Raw genomic sequence first — 17501 nt, 5'->3', positions numbered from 1 at the left:
GGCGTCGCTCACAGGAGCGGCGCCGTTTTATTTTCAAATGCAATTGTTTGTTGCGGCGAAAAAATCCGGGCGTTTTGAGCCCCGTTCCACCGCTCCGAAGTTACTCCGTCTTCGGCTCCAGCGAATTGAGGTAGGCGGTAATGGCGCCAACCTCTTCCACTTCGAAAACGAACTCCGGCATGTCCGGGTGACCGGACACCAGCCCTTCCGCCAGCGCCTCAGCGAGGTTGTCCGCCGGATAGCGCGTAACAACCACGCGGAACGGCGGCGCTTCCTTGTGCGGACTTGCTCCCTCGGCGCCAATGGCATGGCACCGCGAGCAGTTGTCGGTCAGCAGAACACGGCCCTTCTCGATCGCATCAGCCACCGACAGCGGCGCGGACGGCACAGCGGCATCCGGGCCGGCGTCCGCTGCCATAACCGGCTGATACGAAACCAGCAGCGTCAGCCCTAGCAACAACGCAGGCAAGACCGCGCCAGCCTTCACTGTGCGGCCTGAAATTCCACTGCCTGCGAATGTTTCAGCCATGACGCTCCCCTAAAGCTCGGCATTCCCGCAACAGACTGAGCCCTGCGCGGTCAGCGCCGCATGCCGATGCTCTTCATGATGATGCTGCGGATCGTCGACGCGACCGTGCGCGCCAACGAACGCTGCACTTCACGTCCGATCATCTCACCCATGCCCTGCCGTTTGCGGCCGGTTGGTCCGCGTCCGCCACCGAAGATGCTGTCGAGCCAGCCGCCACCACCGGAAGCATCGGCTTCCTTTGCCGCAGCCGCCTCGGCGTTGCGCTTGGCCAGCATTTCCTCAGCACTTTCGCGATTCTTTACCGTGTCATACTTGCCGCTGAACGGGCTGCCAGCCATCAGCGCGCGGCGCTCAGCATCCGTCACCGGGCCAATGCGTCCCTCCGGCGGCCGAATGAGCGTGCGCTGCACGATTGACGGTTCACCCTTGTTTTCCAGCGTGGAAACGAGCGCCTCGCCCACCTTCAGCTCCAGGATGACGCGCTCAGTGTTGAGCTCCGGATTGCGGCGGAAGGTTTCAGCGGCAGCGCGCACGGCCCGCTGCTCCTGCGGCGTGAATGCGCGCAGGGCGTGCTGCACGCGGTTGCCGAGCTGTGCTGAAACGGAGTTCGGCACGTCCATCGGGTTCTGCGTGATGAAATAGACGCCCACGCCTTTTGAGCGCACGAGACGTGCAATCTGCTCGATGCGCTCCATCAGCGCTTTGGGCGCATCGTCGAACAAAAGATGCGCTTCGTCGAAGAAGAACACCAGCCGCGGCTTGGGCTGATCGCCCACTTCCGGCAGCGTCTGCCACAGCTTGGTCAGCAGCCACAACAGGAAGACTGCATAAAGGCGCGGCCGCTCCATCAGCTTGTCGGCCGACAGGATGTTCACAACGCCCTTGCCGTCCGGCCCGGTGCGGATCAAATCCCAGATGTCGATTTCCGGCTCACCGAAGAAGTGGTCGGCGCCCTGCTCCTCAAGCACCAGCAGACGGCGCTGAATGGCGCCAGCGGACTGGATGGCAACGTTGCCGTACTTGACCGAAAGCTCCTTAGCGCGCGAGCCGACGTAGGTGACGATGGCGCGCAGGTCACCCAGATTGATGAGCGGCAGGCCTTCCTCGGACGCAACGCGGAAAGCGATATTGAGCACGCCTTCCTGCACGTCGTTGAGATCGAGCATGCGCGAAACCAGCAGTGGGCCCATATCCTCGACCGTCGCCCGGATCGGATGTCCGCTGGCACCGAACACGTCCCAGAACACCACCGGGCTGGCGCTGTTCTTGTAGTCGTCGAGGCCGACTTCAGCAGCGCGCTTGAGCAGGAAGTCTTTCGGCTCGCCCACTTCGCCGATGCCGGATAGGTCGCCTTTGATGTCGGCCGCGAATACCGGCACACCGGCACGCGAAAAACCTTCCGCCAGCACCTGCAGCGTCACTGTTTTGCCGGTACCGGTCGCGCCGGTAACCAGACCGTGCCGGTTTGCCAGGCTGAGATCGAGGTACTCCGACTTGATGCTTTTACCGATAAAGATCTTGCCGTCCTGCAGCACCGATTGGCTCATAGCGGGTTCTGGCCTCCATAGTGGCGCGACTCGGAAGAAACGGGCTCATTTCGCTCTTGGCATGGGATAGTACCCTTTGCAAACAGCAGTTGCATGGCGGACTGGTGGAAAAGTATGTGGGTTGAGGACCATGCTCCGGCGCGCCGAAGCGACGCGACACCGCAGGCATTCTAAATTCCGCAGGTGATCCGGAGCTGGAAAGCCTATAGAAGGTTCACAAAATCGCCGGTCGATGCCCCGCAACGGCCAGAAACACCAGCGTCAGCACTGAGACCACCCCGATATGACCGAGACGACCGCCCCTATCGACCTCGCTTCCGGATTCGACCCGGTATCGTTCGACACGTGGCGCCAACTCGTGGACAAGGCGCTTAAGGGCGCCGATTACGAGCGCCGCCTCGTGGCCAAGACCGCCGACGGCCTGCGGATCGATCCGATCTACACCCGCGCCGACGCCCTGGCCGGCGTCGATGGCATCGCGCCGGGCGGAGCCCCGTTCACCCGTGGCACCTCGGAGTCCGCGCAGGATCTGGGATGGCAGATCCACCAGCGGGTCGTGGAAGCCGATCCGGCTGCGGCCAACAAGGTCATCATGGATGAGCTGGATGGCGGCGCCAACGGTCTGGTGCTGCAGATTGCAGGCCCCGGTCAGAACGGCATTCGCATCACCAGCGTTGGGGATGCAGCAACGTGTCTGCCTGGCGTCTATGTCGATTACGCGCCGATCCAGCTCGTCGGCGGCATAGGTGGCCTACAGGCCGCGAAGCATTTTCTCGGCGCACTGGCTGCCATCAAAAAGGAAGAAGGCGGCACCGCCGTCTCGCGCCTCAACGTCGATCCCGTCGGCACCTTTGCGCGCTATGGCTCCACGTGGGCGCCGATTGAAACTGCGCTGGCGGAAACGGTCGCGTTCGCCAGGGAGGCAGCTCAGGCAGATCGTCCGATCAGCTCGGTGCTGGTCGATGCCACCGTGCCGCATGAAGCCGGCGCCAGCGAAGCCCAGGAACTGGCCTTCCTCGCCGCAGCACTTGTCACCTATCTGCGCGCGTTCGAGGCTGCCGGTGTTTCCGCCAAGGACGCCTTCCCGCAGATCGCGTTCGCCCTTTCTGTCGATACCGACCTGTTCCTGAACGCCGCCAAGGTACGCGCTGCCCGCACCATCATCGCCCGCATCGCGGAAGCAAGCGGCGCCTCGGCTGCCGAACTGCACATCACCGCGATCACGTCATCGCGCATGATGGCCAAGCGCGACCCGTGGACGAACATGCTGCGCACCACAGCGGCCTGCGCGGCGGCTGCATTTGGCGGCGCCAACGCGATCACCGTGCTGCCTTACACCTGGGTGCTGGGCCTGCCGGATCGGTTCGCCCGCCGCATCGCGCGCAACACGCAGCTTGTGCTGCAGGAAGAGTCTCAACTCGGCCGTGTCGTCGATCCGCTCGGCGGCTCGTGGTACGTCGAAAAGCTGACGAACGATCTCGCGCAGAAGGCGTGGGGCCTGTTCCAGGATATCGAGGCGAAGGGCGGCCTCATCGCGGTGCTGAGCTCCGGCGCGCTGCAGGACGACATCGCGAAGATGGTCGAGGCGCGCACCAAGGCCGTCGCAACCGGCCGCCAGGAACTGACCGGCGTGTCGGTGTTCCCGTTCCTCGGCAACGATGGCGTGAAGGTCACGCCTTATCCGCAGGTTGATGCGACGGGCGCTGCTGTTAGCCGACCGCTTACCCCGCATCGCACCAGCGAAGCCTTTGAGGCGCTGCGCGATGCCGGCGATGCGTTCGAGGCCAGCACCGGCAAGCGCAAGGCAGTGTTCATGGCCAACCTGGGCGAGATTGCCGAACACAATCGCCGCTCGCAGTGGATGTGGAACTTCCTCGCCGCCGGTGGCATCGAAGGCCTCACCAGCAGCGAAGGCTACAAGTCGGCCGACGAGGCCGCCGCAGATTTCAAGGCATCCGGCGCAACCGTCGCCTGCATCTGCTCATCCGACGAAGTTTACGCACGCGACGCCGAGGCTGTCGCCAAGGCATTGAAGGCCGCAGGAGCACAGCAAATTCTGCTGGCCGGCAAGCCGGGCGAGCTGGAAGCAGCGTTGCGCACGGCCGGCGTCAATGACTTCATCTTCGCCGGACAGAATGCCGTTGAAGTGCTAGGCGGCCTGCACAAAACCATCGGGTGAAGTGGGACTATCGGGTGAAGTCAGGGCGAAGCTGATATACGTTCGACGCACGCCCTGAATACGCATCTCACGGAGGAAATACGTGGCAAGCCTGCGCTTTCTTTCCAGTCTGTTTGCGCTTATCGCCGTGGTTGCGTTCGTAGCGGACGTGACCCCGGCGCTTAACGGCAATGCGCCGTTTATCTCGCACAGCGTGCTGAGCTACTGGTCGGAACTGGCGCCCGCCTCGCTGGCTGCGACGCAAACCAATATCACGGCCATGACGCGGCCATGGGTGTGGGACCCGGTGCTGACCAGCATCCTCAACTTCCCGATGTCGCTGCTGTTTGCGAGCCTTGCAGTGCTCTGCGGCTACTTCGGCCGCCGCCGCGAAGCGCTGCGCATTCACATCAACTGATCATCGCTGTAGCGGACACATTCTAGCCATGCATCCGGGCGCGACTTTCTCCTGCGCCAAGGACAAAACGATCTGGCTCAGCCACCGCCCATGATGGCCTTCGTTACGCTGGTCAATGCGGGCGGCAGTCCGCTGCTGGGCGGGAAGACAATGTCCAGCACAATGCCGACAACAACCATCCCCAGCAGCAATGCGATGGTGCGCATCACCCAACGCCGATGCGTTGCATTGAGCGCGGCGATTTCCGTTTCCGGCACCTCGCCTTCGCTTTCACTGATGAAGTCGCGATTGAGTCCCAGAAACTTCTTCTGCACTGAACGGCGCACGTTGCCGCGATTGCGCACCTCCAGCCCAGCGCGATGCGCGATCTGTTCCGCGATCACAGGATAGGGGAAGCAGGGATCTGTGTTGGCTTCGTTGATATAGCCGAGACGCAGCGCCGACTGATCCTTCAGAATGATGCGCGCGCCCTGCAGCAACACCGGCGCAACCGAGCCGCCATAAATCTCGCGCCGCGTTTCAACCGCCTCGATATCGTCGTAGGGTATGTCGAAGCTGCGATACTGCACGATCGGCGTCGGACCACGACCGGCGGGGAGCGTCATCTTCACCGACTTCGGCCCCAGTTCGATGCGCGTGCGCAGCGAGTGCATCACCTCGATCAGCAGCAGAAACATGATGGCGCTGAAGCCGGCCGCCAGCACCAGAAGCCCGAACGTTCCCGTCCATACGCCCTGCGAGAGGCGCCAGAACAGCATCGGCGCCAGGCTGAGGTAAAACGGCAGCAGCAGAATGAACACCAGGCAGAACGCCAGCTTGCGCCCGCGCGTCGCCTCATAAACGGTGCGTTCATGCGCCTGCCCGTTGCCAACGGGCACTGAGGGCGCCGCCCCATCGACGACCGCAACATCTGCCATTGTCATCCCCTCGAAACTCGTCCCACCGACGCTTCAAACAAACCGTAGCAGCGCTTACGCAACAATTTTCACGACAACATGACCTCGCCCACCACTGACGATTGGTCAGGCGCGATACTATATCAGTGCCACAGCCACACCAGATCCGGATTGGAGACATGCTTTTTCGCAAGCCAAAACCAATGATGCCGACGCCGGAAACCGCTTTGAAGGGCCGCGCGGCACCGATCCCGACCGCCGATGCGCACGACATTTTCTCACGCCCGCTCAAAGGGCCGTATCCGGCCGGGCTTGAGATGGCGATGTTTGGCATCGGCTGCTTCTGGGGCGCCGAACGCAAGTTCTGGTCGCTCGGCACCGGCATATGGATCACCGCCGTTGGCTACGCTGGCGGCTACACGCCCAACCCGACCTATCCTGAAGTCTGCTCCGGCCAGACCGGCCACAACGAGGTTGTACTGGTCGTCTACGACCCCAAGCTCATCAGCTACGAAATGCTGCTGAAGACGTTCTGGGAAAACCACAATCCCACGCAGGGCATGCAGCAGGGCAACGATATCGGCACGCAGTACCGCTCGGGAATTTACTGGTTCACCGAGGCGCAACGGCAGGCCGCGGAAGCCTCAAAGGCAGCCTATCAGCAGGCGCTGACGCAGCACCGGCTGGGACAGATCACAACCGAAATTCTGCCCGCGCCGGAGTTTTTTTTCGCCGAGGACTACCATCAGCAGTACCTCTCGAAAGTGCCGCAGGGCTACTGCGGTCTGGGCGGAACGGGCGTGAGCTGCCCAATGCCAACCGGCGTCAGCCTCGAAGGATAAACGCTCGGAGTGATGGCTGCCCGCTTTGCGCGCCGCGATGGAACGGCCCGCTATCACGGCCGTCCGAAACGTCCAGTCCGACAAAAACAAAAGCCAGGGTGGAAGCCCTGGCTTTTTTTCGTCAGACGTGGGGATGAGACCGCCAACCGTGCCGCTATTTCTTTTTTGGCGGGGTTGCGCCGGTTGTAGTGCCGGCCATCGCCTCGGTGACAACCGGAGCGCCCGGGCTTTCAATCACCACACGGCATTCCTGCGGCAGCTGATCGAGAGTGATGCGGCGACGCTCGCTGGGCGGGACCCATTTCGGAGCGCCCGGCTTTGGCGGCGGCGGCGGCTTCAGCGAAGCCTCGATCTTCTTGAGCCAGCCGGTCACTTCAGCGCCGCATCCATCATCACCCTTCACCGGCACCTGCGGTTCACAGCCACCATTCGGACAGCCGATGCGGATGTGGAAGTGATAGTGATGGCCCCAGATCGGCCGCACCTTGCCCAGCCATGCCGCACGATCGGGATCGTCCTTGGTTGTCTCACACAGCGACTTTTTGATTGCGGGATGCACGAACACGCGCTCAACCGATGGATACGACGCAGCTCGCTTGATCACAGATGCATGGGAAGCGGTGAACACCTTGGGATTTACCGCCAGCTTGGTGTTATCCAGCATCGACGTCGCTGAAATTTCTTCGCGCTCTTTGCGGGTCAGCACGCGGTTGGGCATCGGCGTAAGCCAGATGTCTGCATCAAGACCGATCTGATGGCTCGCGTGGCCGGTCAGCATCGGGCCACCGCGCGGTTGCGAGATGTCGCCGACAAGCAGTCCGTTCCAGCCGTCCTGTTTCACTTCACTGGCGAAACGCTGCAACAGCTTGACCAGCTTGGGGTGCCCCCAGGCACGGTTGCGCGACAGCCGCATTGCCTGCCAGTTGGGGCCGGTGTCGGCCAGGTGCACACCTCCGGAAAGACAGCCCTTCGCATACGAGCCAATGGCGCGCGGACTGAGGTCGGCGGCAACTTTTGCCTTGCCGAACAGTTCCTTGGCCAGCGGCGGAGGGTTTTTCTTTTCCGGCACGGGCACGGCAACCGCCGCACGCTGCGCCTCCACTGGCACGGGCGCCTTGATGGCTGCCTTGGCCGGCGCAAGCTTAGCCGCAGCTGCGGGTTTGGCAGCTTGCGGTTCCGCCGCGGCGGAATAAGGGATCAGACACAGCGATCCGATAAGGCAAAGGGCACGGGTGCGTTGCATAGCTCCCCCTTTAACAGGTTCAGGCCTAGCAAGGTTCAGGCCATAATAGTTCCATATCGTTAAAAAGCGACCGCTGACCGGAAGCCTTCGTTAACCCAGGAAAACAATTGGCGAGCGAATTTGATCAACTTTTTGACCGCAGGTTCTGACAAAGCTCTCGCGCATATATTGCTAGCGCATGGTGCTGGCGCGCCAATGACAAGCCTCTACCTGGACGCCATGAGCGATCTGCTTTGCGAACGCGGTCTGCAGGTATCGCGATTCGAGTTCGAATATATGGCAGCGCGCCGCGATGGCGGCAAACGCAAACCGCCACCCCGTGCCGATAGATTGACAACTGAATACCTGCTTGCTGTCGAAGCGCTTCATGAACAGACGCCTGCACTGAAAAGCGGCAAGCAGCGTCTCATCATTGGCGGCAAATCAATGGGTGGCCGCGTTGCCAGCATGGTTGCCCAGGAACTGTATGCAGCACAGCGCATATTCGGGCTGGTTTGCCTTGGCTATCCGTTTCATCCGCCCGCAAAGCCGGAAAATCTGCGCACAGCCCATTTGCGCGACATCTCTTGCCCGACGTTGATTGTGCAGGGGGAGCGCGATCCTTTCGGCACCCGCGCCGAGGTGCAGGGCACCGATGGGCATGCGGCTTATGATCTGTCACCTGCAATCGAAATGGTTTGGATACCTGACGGCGATCATGACTTCGCCCCGCGCCGGGACAGCGGGTTTACGCGCGCCGGCAATCTGGCGCTCGCCGCGGATGCTGTTGCAGCTTTCGCCATGCCCGGCTGACACGTGGTGCAATGCCGCCACCGCACTGGGGTCGGAAGCCTGCTCCACCTTCGAAACGAAAACGCCCCCGGCAACACTGCCGGAGGCGCTTCAAAACGGCCATTACTGCAGATTGCCAATGATGCGGACCGCTAAACACGGCGAACGCACGGCAATGCCAACAGGTCAGTCAGCCTTCTTGCCGAGCTTTTCTTTGATGCTCTTCAGACCATCCTTGAAGATGCCGTCGATAGTATCGGTGGCGTCACCGTCTTTCTTGCCGTCGGCGGCGTCGTACTTGGCTGTCCAGAGGATCTTGACCTCATCGGCGTCGTCGTTGTCGGGCACGATCGAGAACTGCGCCTGATAGTTCTTCACCGGCAGCGGGCTCTCGGTGATGGCATACGTATAGGTGCTGTCACCCTTCTCGATGAGCTTTTCCTTGATGACGCCGCCATCCTGCAAAGTGAGCTTGCGGAAAACGTCATCGCCTTCTTTGATCTCTTCACATGTCTTTACCGCCGGATGCCAATCGGCAATCGCGCACCAGCCGCCGAACTGGTCCCAGAGCGCCTTGAGCTCTTCTGCGCTTTTGTTCTTGTCGACCTTAACTTCCACATCTTCCTTGGAAGACAGGTGATGCGCCTGCGCGCCACCTGCAAACGGCAGCATTGCGATGGAAAGAAGGGCAGCGGCAATTTGCAGTTTCATGGTGTTCTCCCGGGCTATCAGCCCACACGTTTCCCGCCCCGGCGCGCACGTCGGAACGGAGCATTTTAACCGTTCAGGCAGCGGAGATGAAGGGCGTTTCGGGATTTTGAACTCTTGCTAAAAAGTCTGAGACCGGCATCGGAGCGCCGATGTAGAACCCCTGGATATGCTGGGCACCTTCACCGCGCATGATCGCAAACTGCTCGTCGGTTTCGACACCCTCGGCGGTAACATGCAAACCAAGGCTATGCGCCAACATGATGATGGCCCGCACAATCTTGAGCGAGCCACCATTGCGGGTGATATCCCGCACGAACGAATGATCTATCTTGATGCGATCGAATGAAAAGCGATGCAGATAGCTGAGCGAGGAGTAGCCCGTTCCAAAATCATCAAGGGCAATGGAAACTCCCAGGTCGCTCAACTCATCCAGAACCGCGATGTTGACCGCGTTGTCGCGCAGGAGCACCGACTCCGTTACTTCCAGTTCCAGGCGCGACGGTTCGAGCCCGGTCTGTTCAAGTATCGAAGCAACCGTTAGCGCGAGCGCAGGATTTTCGAACTGAGCCGGCGACAGGTTGACCGCGACCCGCAGATCTTCCCGCCACGACTTCGCATGATTGCACGCGCGGCGCAGAACCCAGTCCCCGAGATCGTCAATCAGACCGCTCTGCTCGGCCAGAGGAATAAACTCGGCCGGCGACACCATCCCGCGCGTCGGATGGTTCCAGCGCACCAGTGCCTCGGCGCCGATGATATGGCCGCGCTCCAGGCAGAATACCGGCTGGTAATGGACTTCGAGCTGCTCGTTCTCAATCGCCAGACGCAAATCCGTTTCGGCGCGATGACGCTCATGCATCTGCGCGTTCATTTCCTTCTCGTGGAAGAAGTACGTGCCGCTGCCCGTCGCCTTCACGCGCTGCATAGCGTTGGCAGCATCGCGGATCATTTCATCGGCGCTGATGGCATCCTGCCCGATTGCGATGCCGACGCTGGCCTTCAGTTGAATGCGGCGCCCGTCTATCAGCAGCGGTGCACTTACGGCATCTATGATCTCACGGGCACGCCGGGCAACGTCGAGCGGTTTGATGTCTCCGACAAAAATGACCGCAAACTCATCGCCGCCAACGCGCGCGACAGCATCCTGATCGCGTATAAGCTCACGCAAGCGCTCGGCAACGCGCCGGAGCAGTTCGTCGCCGCCGCCGTATCCGAGTTGCTCATTCATCGACCGGAAGCGATCGAGGCCGACATAAAGCAACGCCACCGACTGGCCGCTGTTGCCTACGATTGAGATTGTCTCAGCCAATCGCTGCTGAAAGCGCGCCAGGTTAGGCAGCTTGGTCAGTGCGTCGGTGAATGCATGCTCATACGCGCGGGTGCGGGTCTCGTCCTGCTCCAGCGCAATCAGTGCCAGTTGCTGGCAGCAAGCAATGATCTGCCGCTCAAGCGGTGTTGGCGAACGTGCTTCGACGCTGTACAGCGCAAAAACGCCAATCACCCGGCCTGCTCTGTTCTTGATCGGACTTGACCAGCACGCACGCAAGCCTAGCGGCAAAGCCAGATGACGGAACGAATCCCAGAGTGGATCGCTGGCAATGTCGGCAACCTCAACGGGTTCGCCAAGAAACGCAGCGGTGCCGCAGGAACCCATTTTAGGACCGATGAGCGCGCCGTCGACCGCTTTCGAATAGTGGAAGGGAAGTCCCGGGCTGGCCAGATGACGGAGCTGACTGCCACCATCGACTGCCAGAATGCTGCAGATGATTCCCGGTGCGAGCGCCTCAACCTTGCGGCACATCGTTTCCAGCACCGGCGCAAGTTGGGTACCGTTGGCCATCGCCTGCAACATTTCTTGCTGAAGCACGTGCAGCCGCGAAGCAGCAGAGTTACACACTTCCACTTTCGCCAGCCGACCGACCGGACCGATGAACTGGCTGATTTCCAGCTTTACGGCGTCGGCCATGCCGCCTGATCCCGAAGCGGCTCTTGGCGCCACCTCCAGAACTGCGACGTGCCGATCGAGGTTGCTGTTGGCCCAGATCTCATCCCATCGATCGGCGAGCTCTGGCCAAACATCGCCGGCTCTGCAGTCGTTCAGGTCTTGGAGGATGCTGATGCAATGGTCGGCGAAGGCTGGCGACCAGCCTTGAATTCTTCCGGCTTCATCAAACAATGCCACCGGCGCGTGGGGCGCAAGTTGGATATCAGCAGCATATCGGCCCATGGCCATCGCCCAAGCCCCCGCAGTTGGTATGACGCGCAGCCGCGCCAAAGCAATTCGAACCCAATGCGCGATAAAAATAGGTTACAAACTCCGCCGATATACGTGCAAAAACCTTATTTGCGCTGCAACAAAAAAGCACAGCTGTTATTTTTAGCGCCAAATTGCCTTATGAAACGCCAATTAATTATATCCGATCACGCCATTATTTAATTTTCGGGAATGCTGCGATGGCGAACCACAGCGGCCTTTTCCAAAGCCGCTTTAAGCAGTGGATCAAGTTGCAGCGCCTCCTCCAATAGCTTCAAAAACTCTCTTTCGCCGTCCTTGATTGCCAGATCGCTAGACGCGACTTCTGCAGCCAACGCATAAGCTGTTTCACGAAGATCTGGCGAAAGCGCGTCAACGATCATTTGCACGACCTTGCCCATGCCGTCAGGCTTGGAAAGCAACCGGCCGCAATCCTGCGCTTCCCGGCTCATCCAATCGCCACCCAGAGAACGAAAGGCCGGCAGTTCCGCGACCATGGAATTGATGCGCAATAGTTCCGGCTGGGAAACCGTCCTGTCCGATGCGGCAGCGGCAAACATCGCGTATATCAGTGCTTCCTGCGGCGTCAGAACCCCAGAACTTGTGCCATTGCTATTCAAATGATCCTCCGCCGTATGCTGCAGACAGAATGGGCGGCTCCTTTGCCTCAGGGACATTGACGCCGACACCGCGTGGAACATAGGTTCCCGGCACGAAAAATTCACGACCTCCCCAACCCTCGAACCAAAGATAGATAGCCGCTCAATGTCCGCTTCCTCACCCGACCTGTCGTCAGCTCTGGCAAACGCGCGCGCCTGGCCCTTCGAAGAGGCCCGCCGGCTGATCGCGCGTCTCGACAAGATCAATGGCGGCGCTGAGAAAACGGTCATTTTCGAGACGGGGTATGGCCCGTCAGGGTTGCCGCACATCGGCACGTTCGGCGAAGTGGCGCGCACCAGCATGGTTCGTCATGCCTTCGAGATGCTGACGGAGGGCAAGCGCCCGACGCGCCTGATCTGTTTCTCGGACGATATGGACGGTCTGCGCAAAGTGCCGACCAACGTGCCCAATCAGGAGTTGCTGCACTCGGCGCTTGAACGGCCGCTGACGCGCGTGCCCGATCCGTTCGGCAAGTTCGAGAGCTTTGCGCATCACAACAACGCGATGCTGCGCGCGTTCCTGGACCAATTCGGGTTTTCCTACGAGTTCATGTCCGCGACCGATGCTTACACGTCGGGCCGCTTCGACGAGACGCTGCTGCGCATGCTGGAGGTCTATGACAAGGTCATGGATATCATCCTGCCGACGCTCGGGCCGGAGCGCCGCGCCACCTATTCGCCGTTCCTGCCCGTATCGCCCACCTCCGGCAAGGTGCTGCAAGTGCCGATGATCGAGCGCGATCCGAAGAAGGGCACGATCGTCTACATCGATCCGGACAGCGGCGAGAAGATTGAGACTACCGTGACCGGCGGCGCCGTGAAGTGCCAGTGGAAGGCCGACTGGGCTTTGCGCTGGACCGCGCTTGGCGTCGACTATGAAATGGCCGGCAAGGATCTGATCGAAAGCGTTCAGCTTTCATCGCGCATCTGCAAGGCGCTCGGCGGCACGCCGCCGGAAGGTTTCAACTACGAGCTGTTCCTCGACGATCGCGGCGAAAAGATTTCAAAGTCCAAGGGCAACGGACTGACGATCGACGAATGGCTGAGCTATGCCAGCCCGGAAAGCCTGTCGCTGTTCATGTATCAGAAGCCGAAGTCGGCCAAGCGGCTGTATTTCGATGTGATCCCGCGCGCGGTTGACGAATACCTGCAGTTGCTGGCCGCCTATCCGCGTCAGGATGACAAGGCACGTCTCGACAACGCCGTCTGGCACATTCACACCGGCACCCCGCCTACGGGCGATGTGCCGCTGACATTCGCGCTGTTGCTGAACCTCGTCGCGGCCTCCAATGCCGACGACAAGGCGGTGCTGTGGGGATTCATTCGCCGGCATGTTGAAGGCGTCAGCCCGGAGACACATCCGCTGCTCGATCAGCTGGCCGGATACGCGGTGCGCTACTACACCGACTTCGTGAAGCCGCAGAAGAAGTATCGCCCGGCCGATGAAGTTGAAGTTGAAGCCCTGCGCGCGCTTTCTGAAGCACTGGCCAACACCGATCCGTCAGCGTCGGCGGAAGATCTGCAAGCGGTCATCTATGATGTTGGCCGCACCATTCCGCGCTATCAGGATTTCAACGCCAAGAATGCAACGCCGGAGCGGCCGGGCGTCTCGAACGCATGGTTCGGCGCGATCTATCAGGTACTGCTGGGCGAAGAGAAGGGCCCGCGTTTCGGCAGTTTTGTGCAGGTCTATGGCATCAGTGAAACGCGCGCGCTGATCGACAGAGCGATGAAGGGCGAACTGCTCGCCTGACGCTGAGCCACGTCCAGACCTGACCTGCAAGACGGGGTCAGTTCATGACCTGAATGGCCGTGCCTTCCTGGTGGCGGGCACGGCTCTGACTTTCCTGACGACGAATGCTAATGTTCGCCTCAGGCGACAACGCTGCGCACGGGAACCGGCTGCGACATGCCCGGCACATCGATGCCCCACATGTCACGCATCAGGCCAAGCAGCTTGGCCTCACGGGCGCGGATGTCCTCCGCGCGCCACGTGGCGGCCTCGGCGACGTCGCGCGTAATCGGCAACACCGGAGGATCGTTGACCGATCCGCGGTAAATCTCCTGCTTACGGTCGAATTCCTGATTGCGGGCGCGGTCGTTCTGCTTCTGCGATACGGCCACGAGATTGCCGAGGCTGTCCGTGCATGCCTCGCGCTCTTCCGCATCGGCGAACCAGCGCCGCCATTCGCTCGACGCACCTGGGCGTTGCGGCAGCACATGCTCGACACTGTAGTCGCGCGGATCGAGCACCGTGGCCGAGCGTGTCAGTTCATCGTTGAGGCGCAGCAGCAGTTGTTTGCAGATCTGTGCGTCACGGCGATACATCGAACGCAGATGGTAACCGATGTTGCGCATCTCGTCGCGACTGATGGCAAACGGACCTTGCTGAGGATCAATCGGCGCGCCAGACTTTATAATCTGAAGCACAGCGCTCATCCGGCGGATACGCTTGCCTGTGCCCAGACACAACACGCGCATCAGATGCACCAGCCGGTCAATTTCCTTCAGCAGTTGTGCCGCGCGCCTCGGATCTTCCGCGTATTGGCTTAGCGTGAGAATGGCGGCAGGCGCCCAGTCACCTTCCGGCAGGCGTCCGAGATAAACGAGATAGCGGCGCACCTCAGGGTCGATGTTGAGGCTCACGTCGCTGGCGCGCAGAACGGTGTCGTAGGCTTTCGATAACGGCGCCAGCACGTCATTCAAGAACGTTTCAGCGCCGCCTACATCCCGGATCGTACGACGTACGCCGGCGATAATCTTTGCGTCCTCGCGGCCATAGATCGTGAAGATGTGGCTGAACAGCGTCTCGAAGTGCGGCCCCAGCAATGCAGCGGCGGTTTCCCATTTTTCGTTGGCCGCCTCCATGCCTTGCTGCGGCACACCCTTCAGTATCTCAACCTTCAGGATGTCGTTGCGCTGCAACGCACGGCCGCGCTCGTTCAACACCGTGAACAGGCGGTGCGCGCGATCGATATCGCGGGTGAGCACCACCACGAAATGGCACTGCCCGCACAGGTAGTCCGCCAGGCTGCGGCGGTCGGCTTCATTGAGGGATGACACCTCACGCATGAAGTAATCGCGGACCGCGAGCAGGCGCTCCTCCGCTTCGGCGAGAGTGTCTTCGGGCGGGACGACCGTGCACGCACCGCGCACCTGAATGTAATTTTCCAAAAATTCCTGGTCGCGGGCACTAAGCTCGATGCGGAACTTCCCACTATGCAACGGCGAAACGAGCCCATCGGCGAGGATCAGATGGTCCAGCCTATTACGCGCGCCCCAACGCCAGCGCTCCGTTCCAAGGTCGCGCAGCACGGCCAAAAGAATTGCAAGCGTCACCAGCCGCTGCTGACCGTCGATGATCTCGAACAGCCGCGCCTCGCGCTCGCGCTCCTTCGGCAGACCGCGATCGGCATTGTCGAGCAGCAGGATGGTGCCGAGGAAGTAGTCAGGCTCTTCCCAACCTGCACGGCCAGCCAGACCTGCAGCCGTGAGAATATCTTCCAGCAGTTGCCCCGCTTCACCGGTCGTCCATGAATACGGGCGCTGGAAAGCGGGCACCGAAAAATGAAACGGCGAAGAAAACAAATCCGTTAGGGTCAGGGACGCTGTTGGAAGACCGGGGAACATAGAGCCGCTTTTTTGTTTTTGATGTTCTACTGACCTGACGCTAAAGGCGACAGGAGCTGTTAAACTGTGGTGTCGTTTGCCTACTCGCGCAGATGCCGGGGGAGCCTTAGCGCAAGACCTTCGAGGCTATCACGCCTGCGAGCCGCACAACAGATGAGAAGCAATAAATGTGTCGTTGCGTGTTGGCTTCATTGCGCTGTGTTGACGACCGGAGACAGCGACGCTGCGACGCCGGCGTCAGACGTGCAGCCATCACTTTGAGCAAACACATTCACGGACAACGATAAAGCAGCACCAGCAGATGCACACAGACACCAAATATATCTTCAAGGTTGTTCCGCGCGATGCATGGCAGGCGGCCTGCAACGATGGCGTCTATACTGGATCAGCGGATGATCTGCGCGACGGCTTCATACATTTTTCGTTGCGCGAACAGTTGCCCGGAACATTGGCCAAACATTATCGCGGGCAAAGCGATCTGCTGCTGGTCCGCTTTGATGTCGATGACCTGGGCGATGCACTAAAGTGGGAGCCATCGCGCGGCGGCGCGCTGTTTCCTCATCTTTACGCGCCGCTTCCTACCCGCCATGCCATATCTACGGACGAGCTGAAGCTTGAGGGAGAAATTCCCTCGCTTCCAGAAGGCTTTTTGTAATGCTGAGAAAACTGTTCGAGCTGACGCCCAAGGCGCTGCGGCTGCTTGCACCGGAAGAAGCGCATGAAGTGACGCTGAAAGCGCTTGAATTTGGTGCGTTTCCGACGTCGCACGCACCGGATGACCCTGTGCTGACGACAGACTTTGCGGGGCTTAGCGTACCTAATCCCATCGGCATCGCGGCGGGGTTCGACAAGGATGCGCGCGTGCCGGATGCGCTGCTGCGCCTTGGCTGCGGCTTCTCGGAAATCGGCACTGTCACGCCGCTGCCGCAGCCCGGCAATCCAAAGCCGCGCGTGTTTCGTCTGCTTGAGGATCGCGGCGTCATCAATCGCTTGGGGTTCAACAACGGTGGGCATGCGGCAGCGCTGGAGCGCCTGAAGCGCCGGCCAAATCGCGGCGTTGTCGGCGTCAACATCGGCGCCAACAAGGATTCAAGCGATCGCATTGCCGACTACGTGCGCGGCATCAGCACATTCTATGATGTCGCGAGCTATTTTACGATCAACATTTCATCGCCCAACACACCGGGCCTGCGCGATCTGCAAGATCCGGCCGCGCTGAGCGATCTTGTGCAACGCGTTATGGATGCACGCGCTGAACAGATGCGCGCTGGCAAAGCCAAGCGTCCGCTGATCGTAAAGCTGGCGCCGGATATTCCCGAAGGCGATCTTGAAGCGGTCATCGCGCCGCTCGTCACGCTGGGTGTTGATGGCATCGCGGTTTCGAACACAACGCTATCTCGCGCCGGGCTGCGCGATGCCAATGCGCGCGAAGCCGGTGGACTATCGGGACGTCCGGTGTTTCACCGCGCAACGGTGATGCTGGCCCGCGTGCATCAGATCACCGGCGGCAACATTCCGCTGATCGGCATCGGCGGCATCGACAGCGGTGAAGCTGCGCTCGGCAAGATCGAAGCAGGCGCGACGCTTCTGCAGCTCTACACCGGCATGATTTATGAAGGCCCGGCGCTGATCGGCGACATCAAGCGTACGCTCACCGCTGCCGCCAAACGTGCTGGCGCAGCGTCCGTCTCACAACTCACCGGACGCCGTTCCGCCGAATGGGCCGCAAAGCCGCTGGAGGGCTGAGCGGCGCTTAGAGTGCTTCCGGAAAAGTGGGAACCGGTTTTCCGATAAGAAGCACGACAAAACAAACGGCTAGAGCCGTTCCGCGATTCAACGAAAC

At 60.7% G+C, this 17501-nt stretch carries 16 protein-coding genes; 8 read left to right on the top strand and 8 right to left on the bottom strand.

Annotated elements, in window-relative coordinates; genetic code table 11:
- Nucleotides 1–100 precede the first annotated feature (100 nt).
- Entirely contained in the window at nt 101–529 is a 429-nt protein-coding gene (locus C6Y62_RS07185) for a c-type cytochrome (RefSeq protein WP_246274449.1), read from the bottom strand.
- Between the two features lie 50 nt (nt 530–579).
- Complete coding sequence (locus C6Y62_RS07180; protein WP_173953357.1) at nt 580–2076, bottom strand: helicase HerA-like domain-containing protein; 1497 nt, start codon at nt 2074–2076, stop codon at nt 580–582.
- 283 nt (nt 2077–2359) lie between these two features.
- Between C6Y62_RS07180 and C6Y62_RS07175 the strand changes: the two genes are divergently transcribed.
- Both C6Y62_RS07175 and C6Y62_RS07170 read left to right on the top strand, forming a co-directional pair.
- The gene (locus tag C6Y62_RS07175) at nt 2360–4255 is read left to right on the top strand and encodes a methylmalonyl-CoA mutase family protein (RefSeq protein ID WP_173953356.1); all 1896 of its coding nucleotides are present in this window, start codon (nt 2360–2362) and stop codon (nt 4253–4255) included.
- An 82-nt stretch (nt 4256–4337) separates the two neighbouring features.
- Nucleotides 4338–4652, top strand: a complete 315-nt coding sequence (locus C6Y62_RS07170) for a hypothetical protein (protein WP_068460520.1) — start codon at nt 4338–4340, stop codon at nt 4650–4652.
- 77 nt (nt 4653–4729) lie between these two features.
- On the opposite strand, the gene C6Y62_RS07165 is transcribed toward C6Y62_RS07170, so the two are convergent.
- Nucleotides 4730–5569 carry a hypothetical protein gene (locus tag C6Y62_RS07165; RefSeq protein ID WP_173953355.1) on the bottom strand — a complete coding sequence of 280 codons (840 nt, stop codon included), beginning with the start codon at nt 5567–5569 and terminating at the stop codon, nt 4730–4732.
- A 158-nt stretch (nt 5570–5727) separates the two neighbouring features.
- On the opposite strand from C6Y62_RS07165, the gene msrA reads away from it, so the two are divergent.
- Nucleotides 5728–6390 (top strand): peptide-methionine (S)-S-oxide reductase MsrA, encoded by a 663-nt coding sequence (gene msrA / locus C6Y62_RS07160; protein ID WP_173953354.1) that lies wholly within the window; start codon nt 5728–5730, stop codon nt 6388–6390.
- Nucleotides 6391–6544: 154 nt separating this feature from the next.
- On the opposite strand, the gene mepA is transcribed toward msrA, so the two are convergent.
- Complete coding sequence (gene mepA, locus C6Y62_RS07155) at nt 6545–7633, bottom strand: penicillin-insensitive murein endopeptidase (RefSeq protein ID WP_173953353.1); 1089 nt, start codon at nt 7631–7633, stop codon at nt 6545–6547.
- Between the two features lie 120 nt (nt 7634–7753).
- Here mepA and C6Y62_RS07150 point away from each other — a divergent pair, with 120 nt between their 5' ends.
- Nucleotides 7754–8425, top strand: coding sequence for an alpha/beta family hydrolase (locus C6Y62_RS07150; protein WP_246274448.1), 672 nt, complete (start codon nt 7754–7756; stop codon nt 8423–8425).
- Between the two features lie 165 nt (nt 8426–8590).
- Here C6Y62_RS07150 and C6Y62_RS07145 read toward each other — a convergent pair whose 3' ends face one another.
- Nucleotides 8591–9115 carry an SRPBCC family protein gene (locus C6Y62_RS07145; protein WP_246274447.1) on the bottom strand — a complete coding sequence of 175 codons (525 nt, stop codon included), beginning with the start codon at nt 9113–9115 and terminating at the stop codon, nt 8591–8593.
- A gap of 73 nt (nt 9116–9188) precedes the next feature.
- A complete protein-coding gene (locus C6Y62_RS07140) occupies nt 9189–11081 on the bottom strand; it encodes a putative bifunctional diguanylate cyclase/phosphodiesterase (protein WP_173953351.1) in 1893 nt (630 codons plus the stop codon).
- Nucleotides 11082–11129: 48 nt separating this feature from the next.
- Here C6Y62_RS07140 and C6Y62_RS07135 point away from each other — a divergent pair, with 48 nt between their 5' ends.
- Complete coding sequence (locus C6Y62_RS07135; RefSeq protein WP_173953350.1) at nt 11130–11552, top strand: hypothetical protein; 423 nt, start codon at nt 11130–11132, stop codon at nt 11550–11552.
- Here C6Y62_RS07135 and C6Y62_RS07130 read toward each other — a convergent pair.
- Nucleotides 11549–11989: a tellurite resistance TerB family protein gene (locus C6Y62_RS07130; RefSeq protein ID WP_173953349.1), complete on the bottom strand. Its 441-nt coding sequence runs from the start codon at nt 11987–11989 to the stop codon at nt 11549–11551. The two genes, C6Y62_RS07135 and C6Y62_RS07130, sit on opposite strands and share 4 nt — an antisense overlap.
- A 145-nt stretch (nt 11990–12134) precedes the next feature.
- On the opposite strand from C6Y62_RS07130, the gene C6Y62_RS07125 reads away from it, so the two are divergent.
- The gene (locus C6Y62_RS07125; RefSeq protein ID WP_173953348.1) at nt 12135–13781 is read left to right on the top strand and encodes a lysine--tRNA ligase; all 1647 of its coding nucleotides are present in this window, start codon (nt 12135–12137) and stop codon (nt 13779–13781) included.
- 119 nt (nt 13782–13900) lie between these two features.
- Here C6Y62_RS07125 and C6Y62_RS07120 read toward each other — a convergent pair whose 3' ends face one another.
- Nucleotides 13901–15658 carry a DUF262 domain-containing protein gene (locus C6Y62_RS07120; RefSeq protein WP_246274445.1) on the bottom strand — a complete coding sequence of 586 codons (1758 nt, stop codon included), beginning with the start codon at nt 15656–15658 and terminating at the stop codon, nt 13901–13903.
- Between the two features lie 301 nt (nt 15659–15959).
- On the opposite strand from C6Y62_RS07120, the gene C6Y62_RS07115 reads away from it, so the two are divergent.
- Together C6Y62_RS07115 and C6Y62_RS07110 are read left to right on the top strand one after the other, a co-directional pair.
- Nucleotides 15960–16313: a DUF952 domain-containing protein gene (locus tag C6Y62_RS07115; protein ID WP_173953346.1), complete on the top strand. Its 354-nt coding sequence runs from the start codon at nt 15960–15962 to the stop codon at nt 16311–16313.
- A complete protein-coding gene (locus C6Y62_RS07110) occupies nt 16313–17404 on the top strand; it encodes a quinone-dependent dihydroorotate dehydrogenase (RefSeq protein ID WP_173953345.1) in 1092 nt (363 codons plus the stop codon). Before C6Y62_RS07115 ends, C6Y62_RS07110 begins: the two co-directional genes overlap by 1 nt.
- Nucleotides 17405–17501: the final 97 nt, after the last annotated feature.

The organism is Hyphomicrobium sulfonivorans, from assembly GCF_013306565.1.
Lineage (GTDB): Bacteria > Pseudomonadota > Alphaproteobacteria > Rhizobiales > Hyphomicrobiaceae > Hyphomicrobium_A > Hyphomicrobium_A sulfonivorans.
The sequence above is the reverse complement of the archived record's forward strand: the minus strand, read 5'-3'. Positions and strand labels throughout refer to the sequence as shown.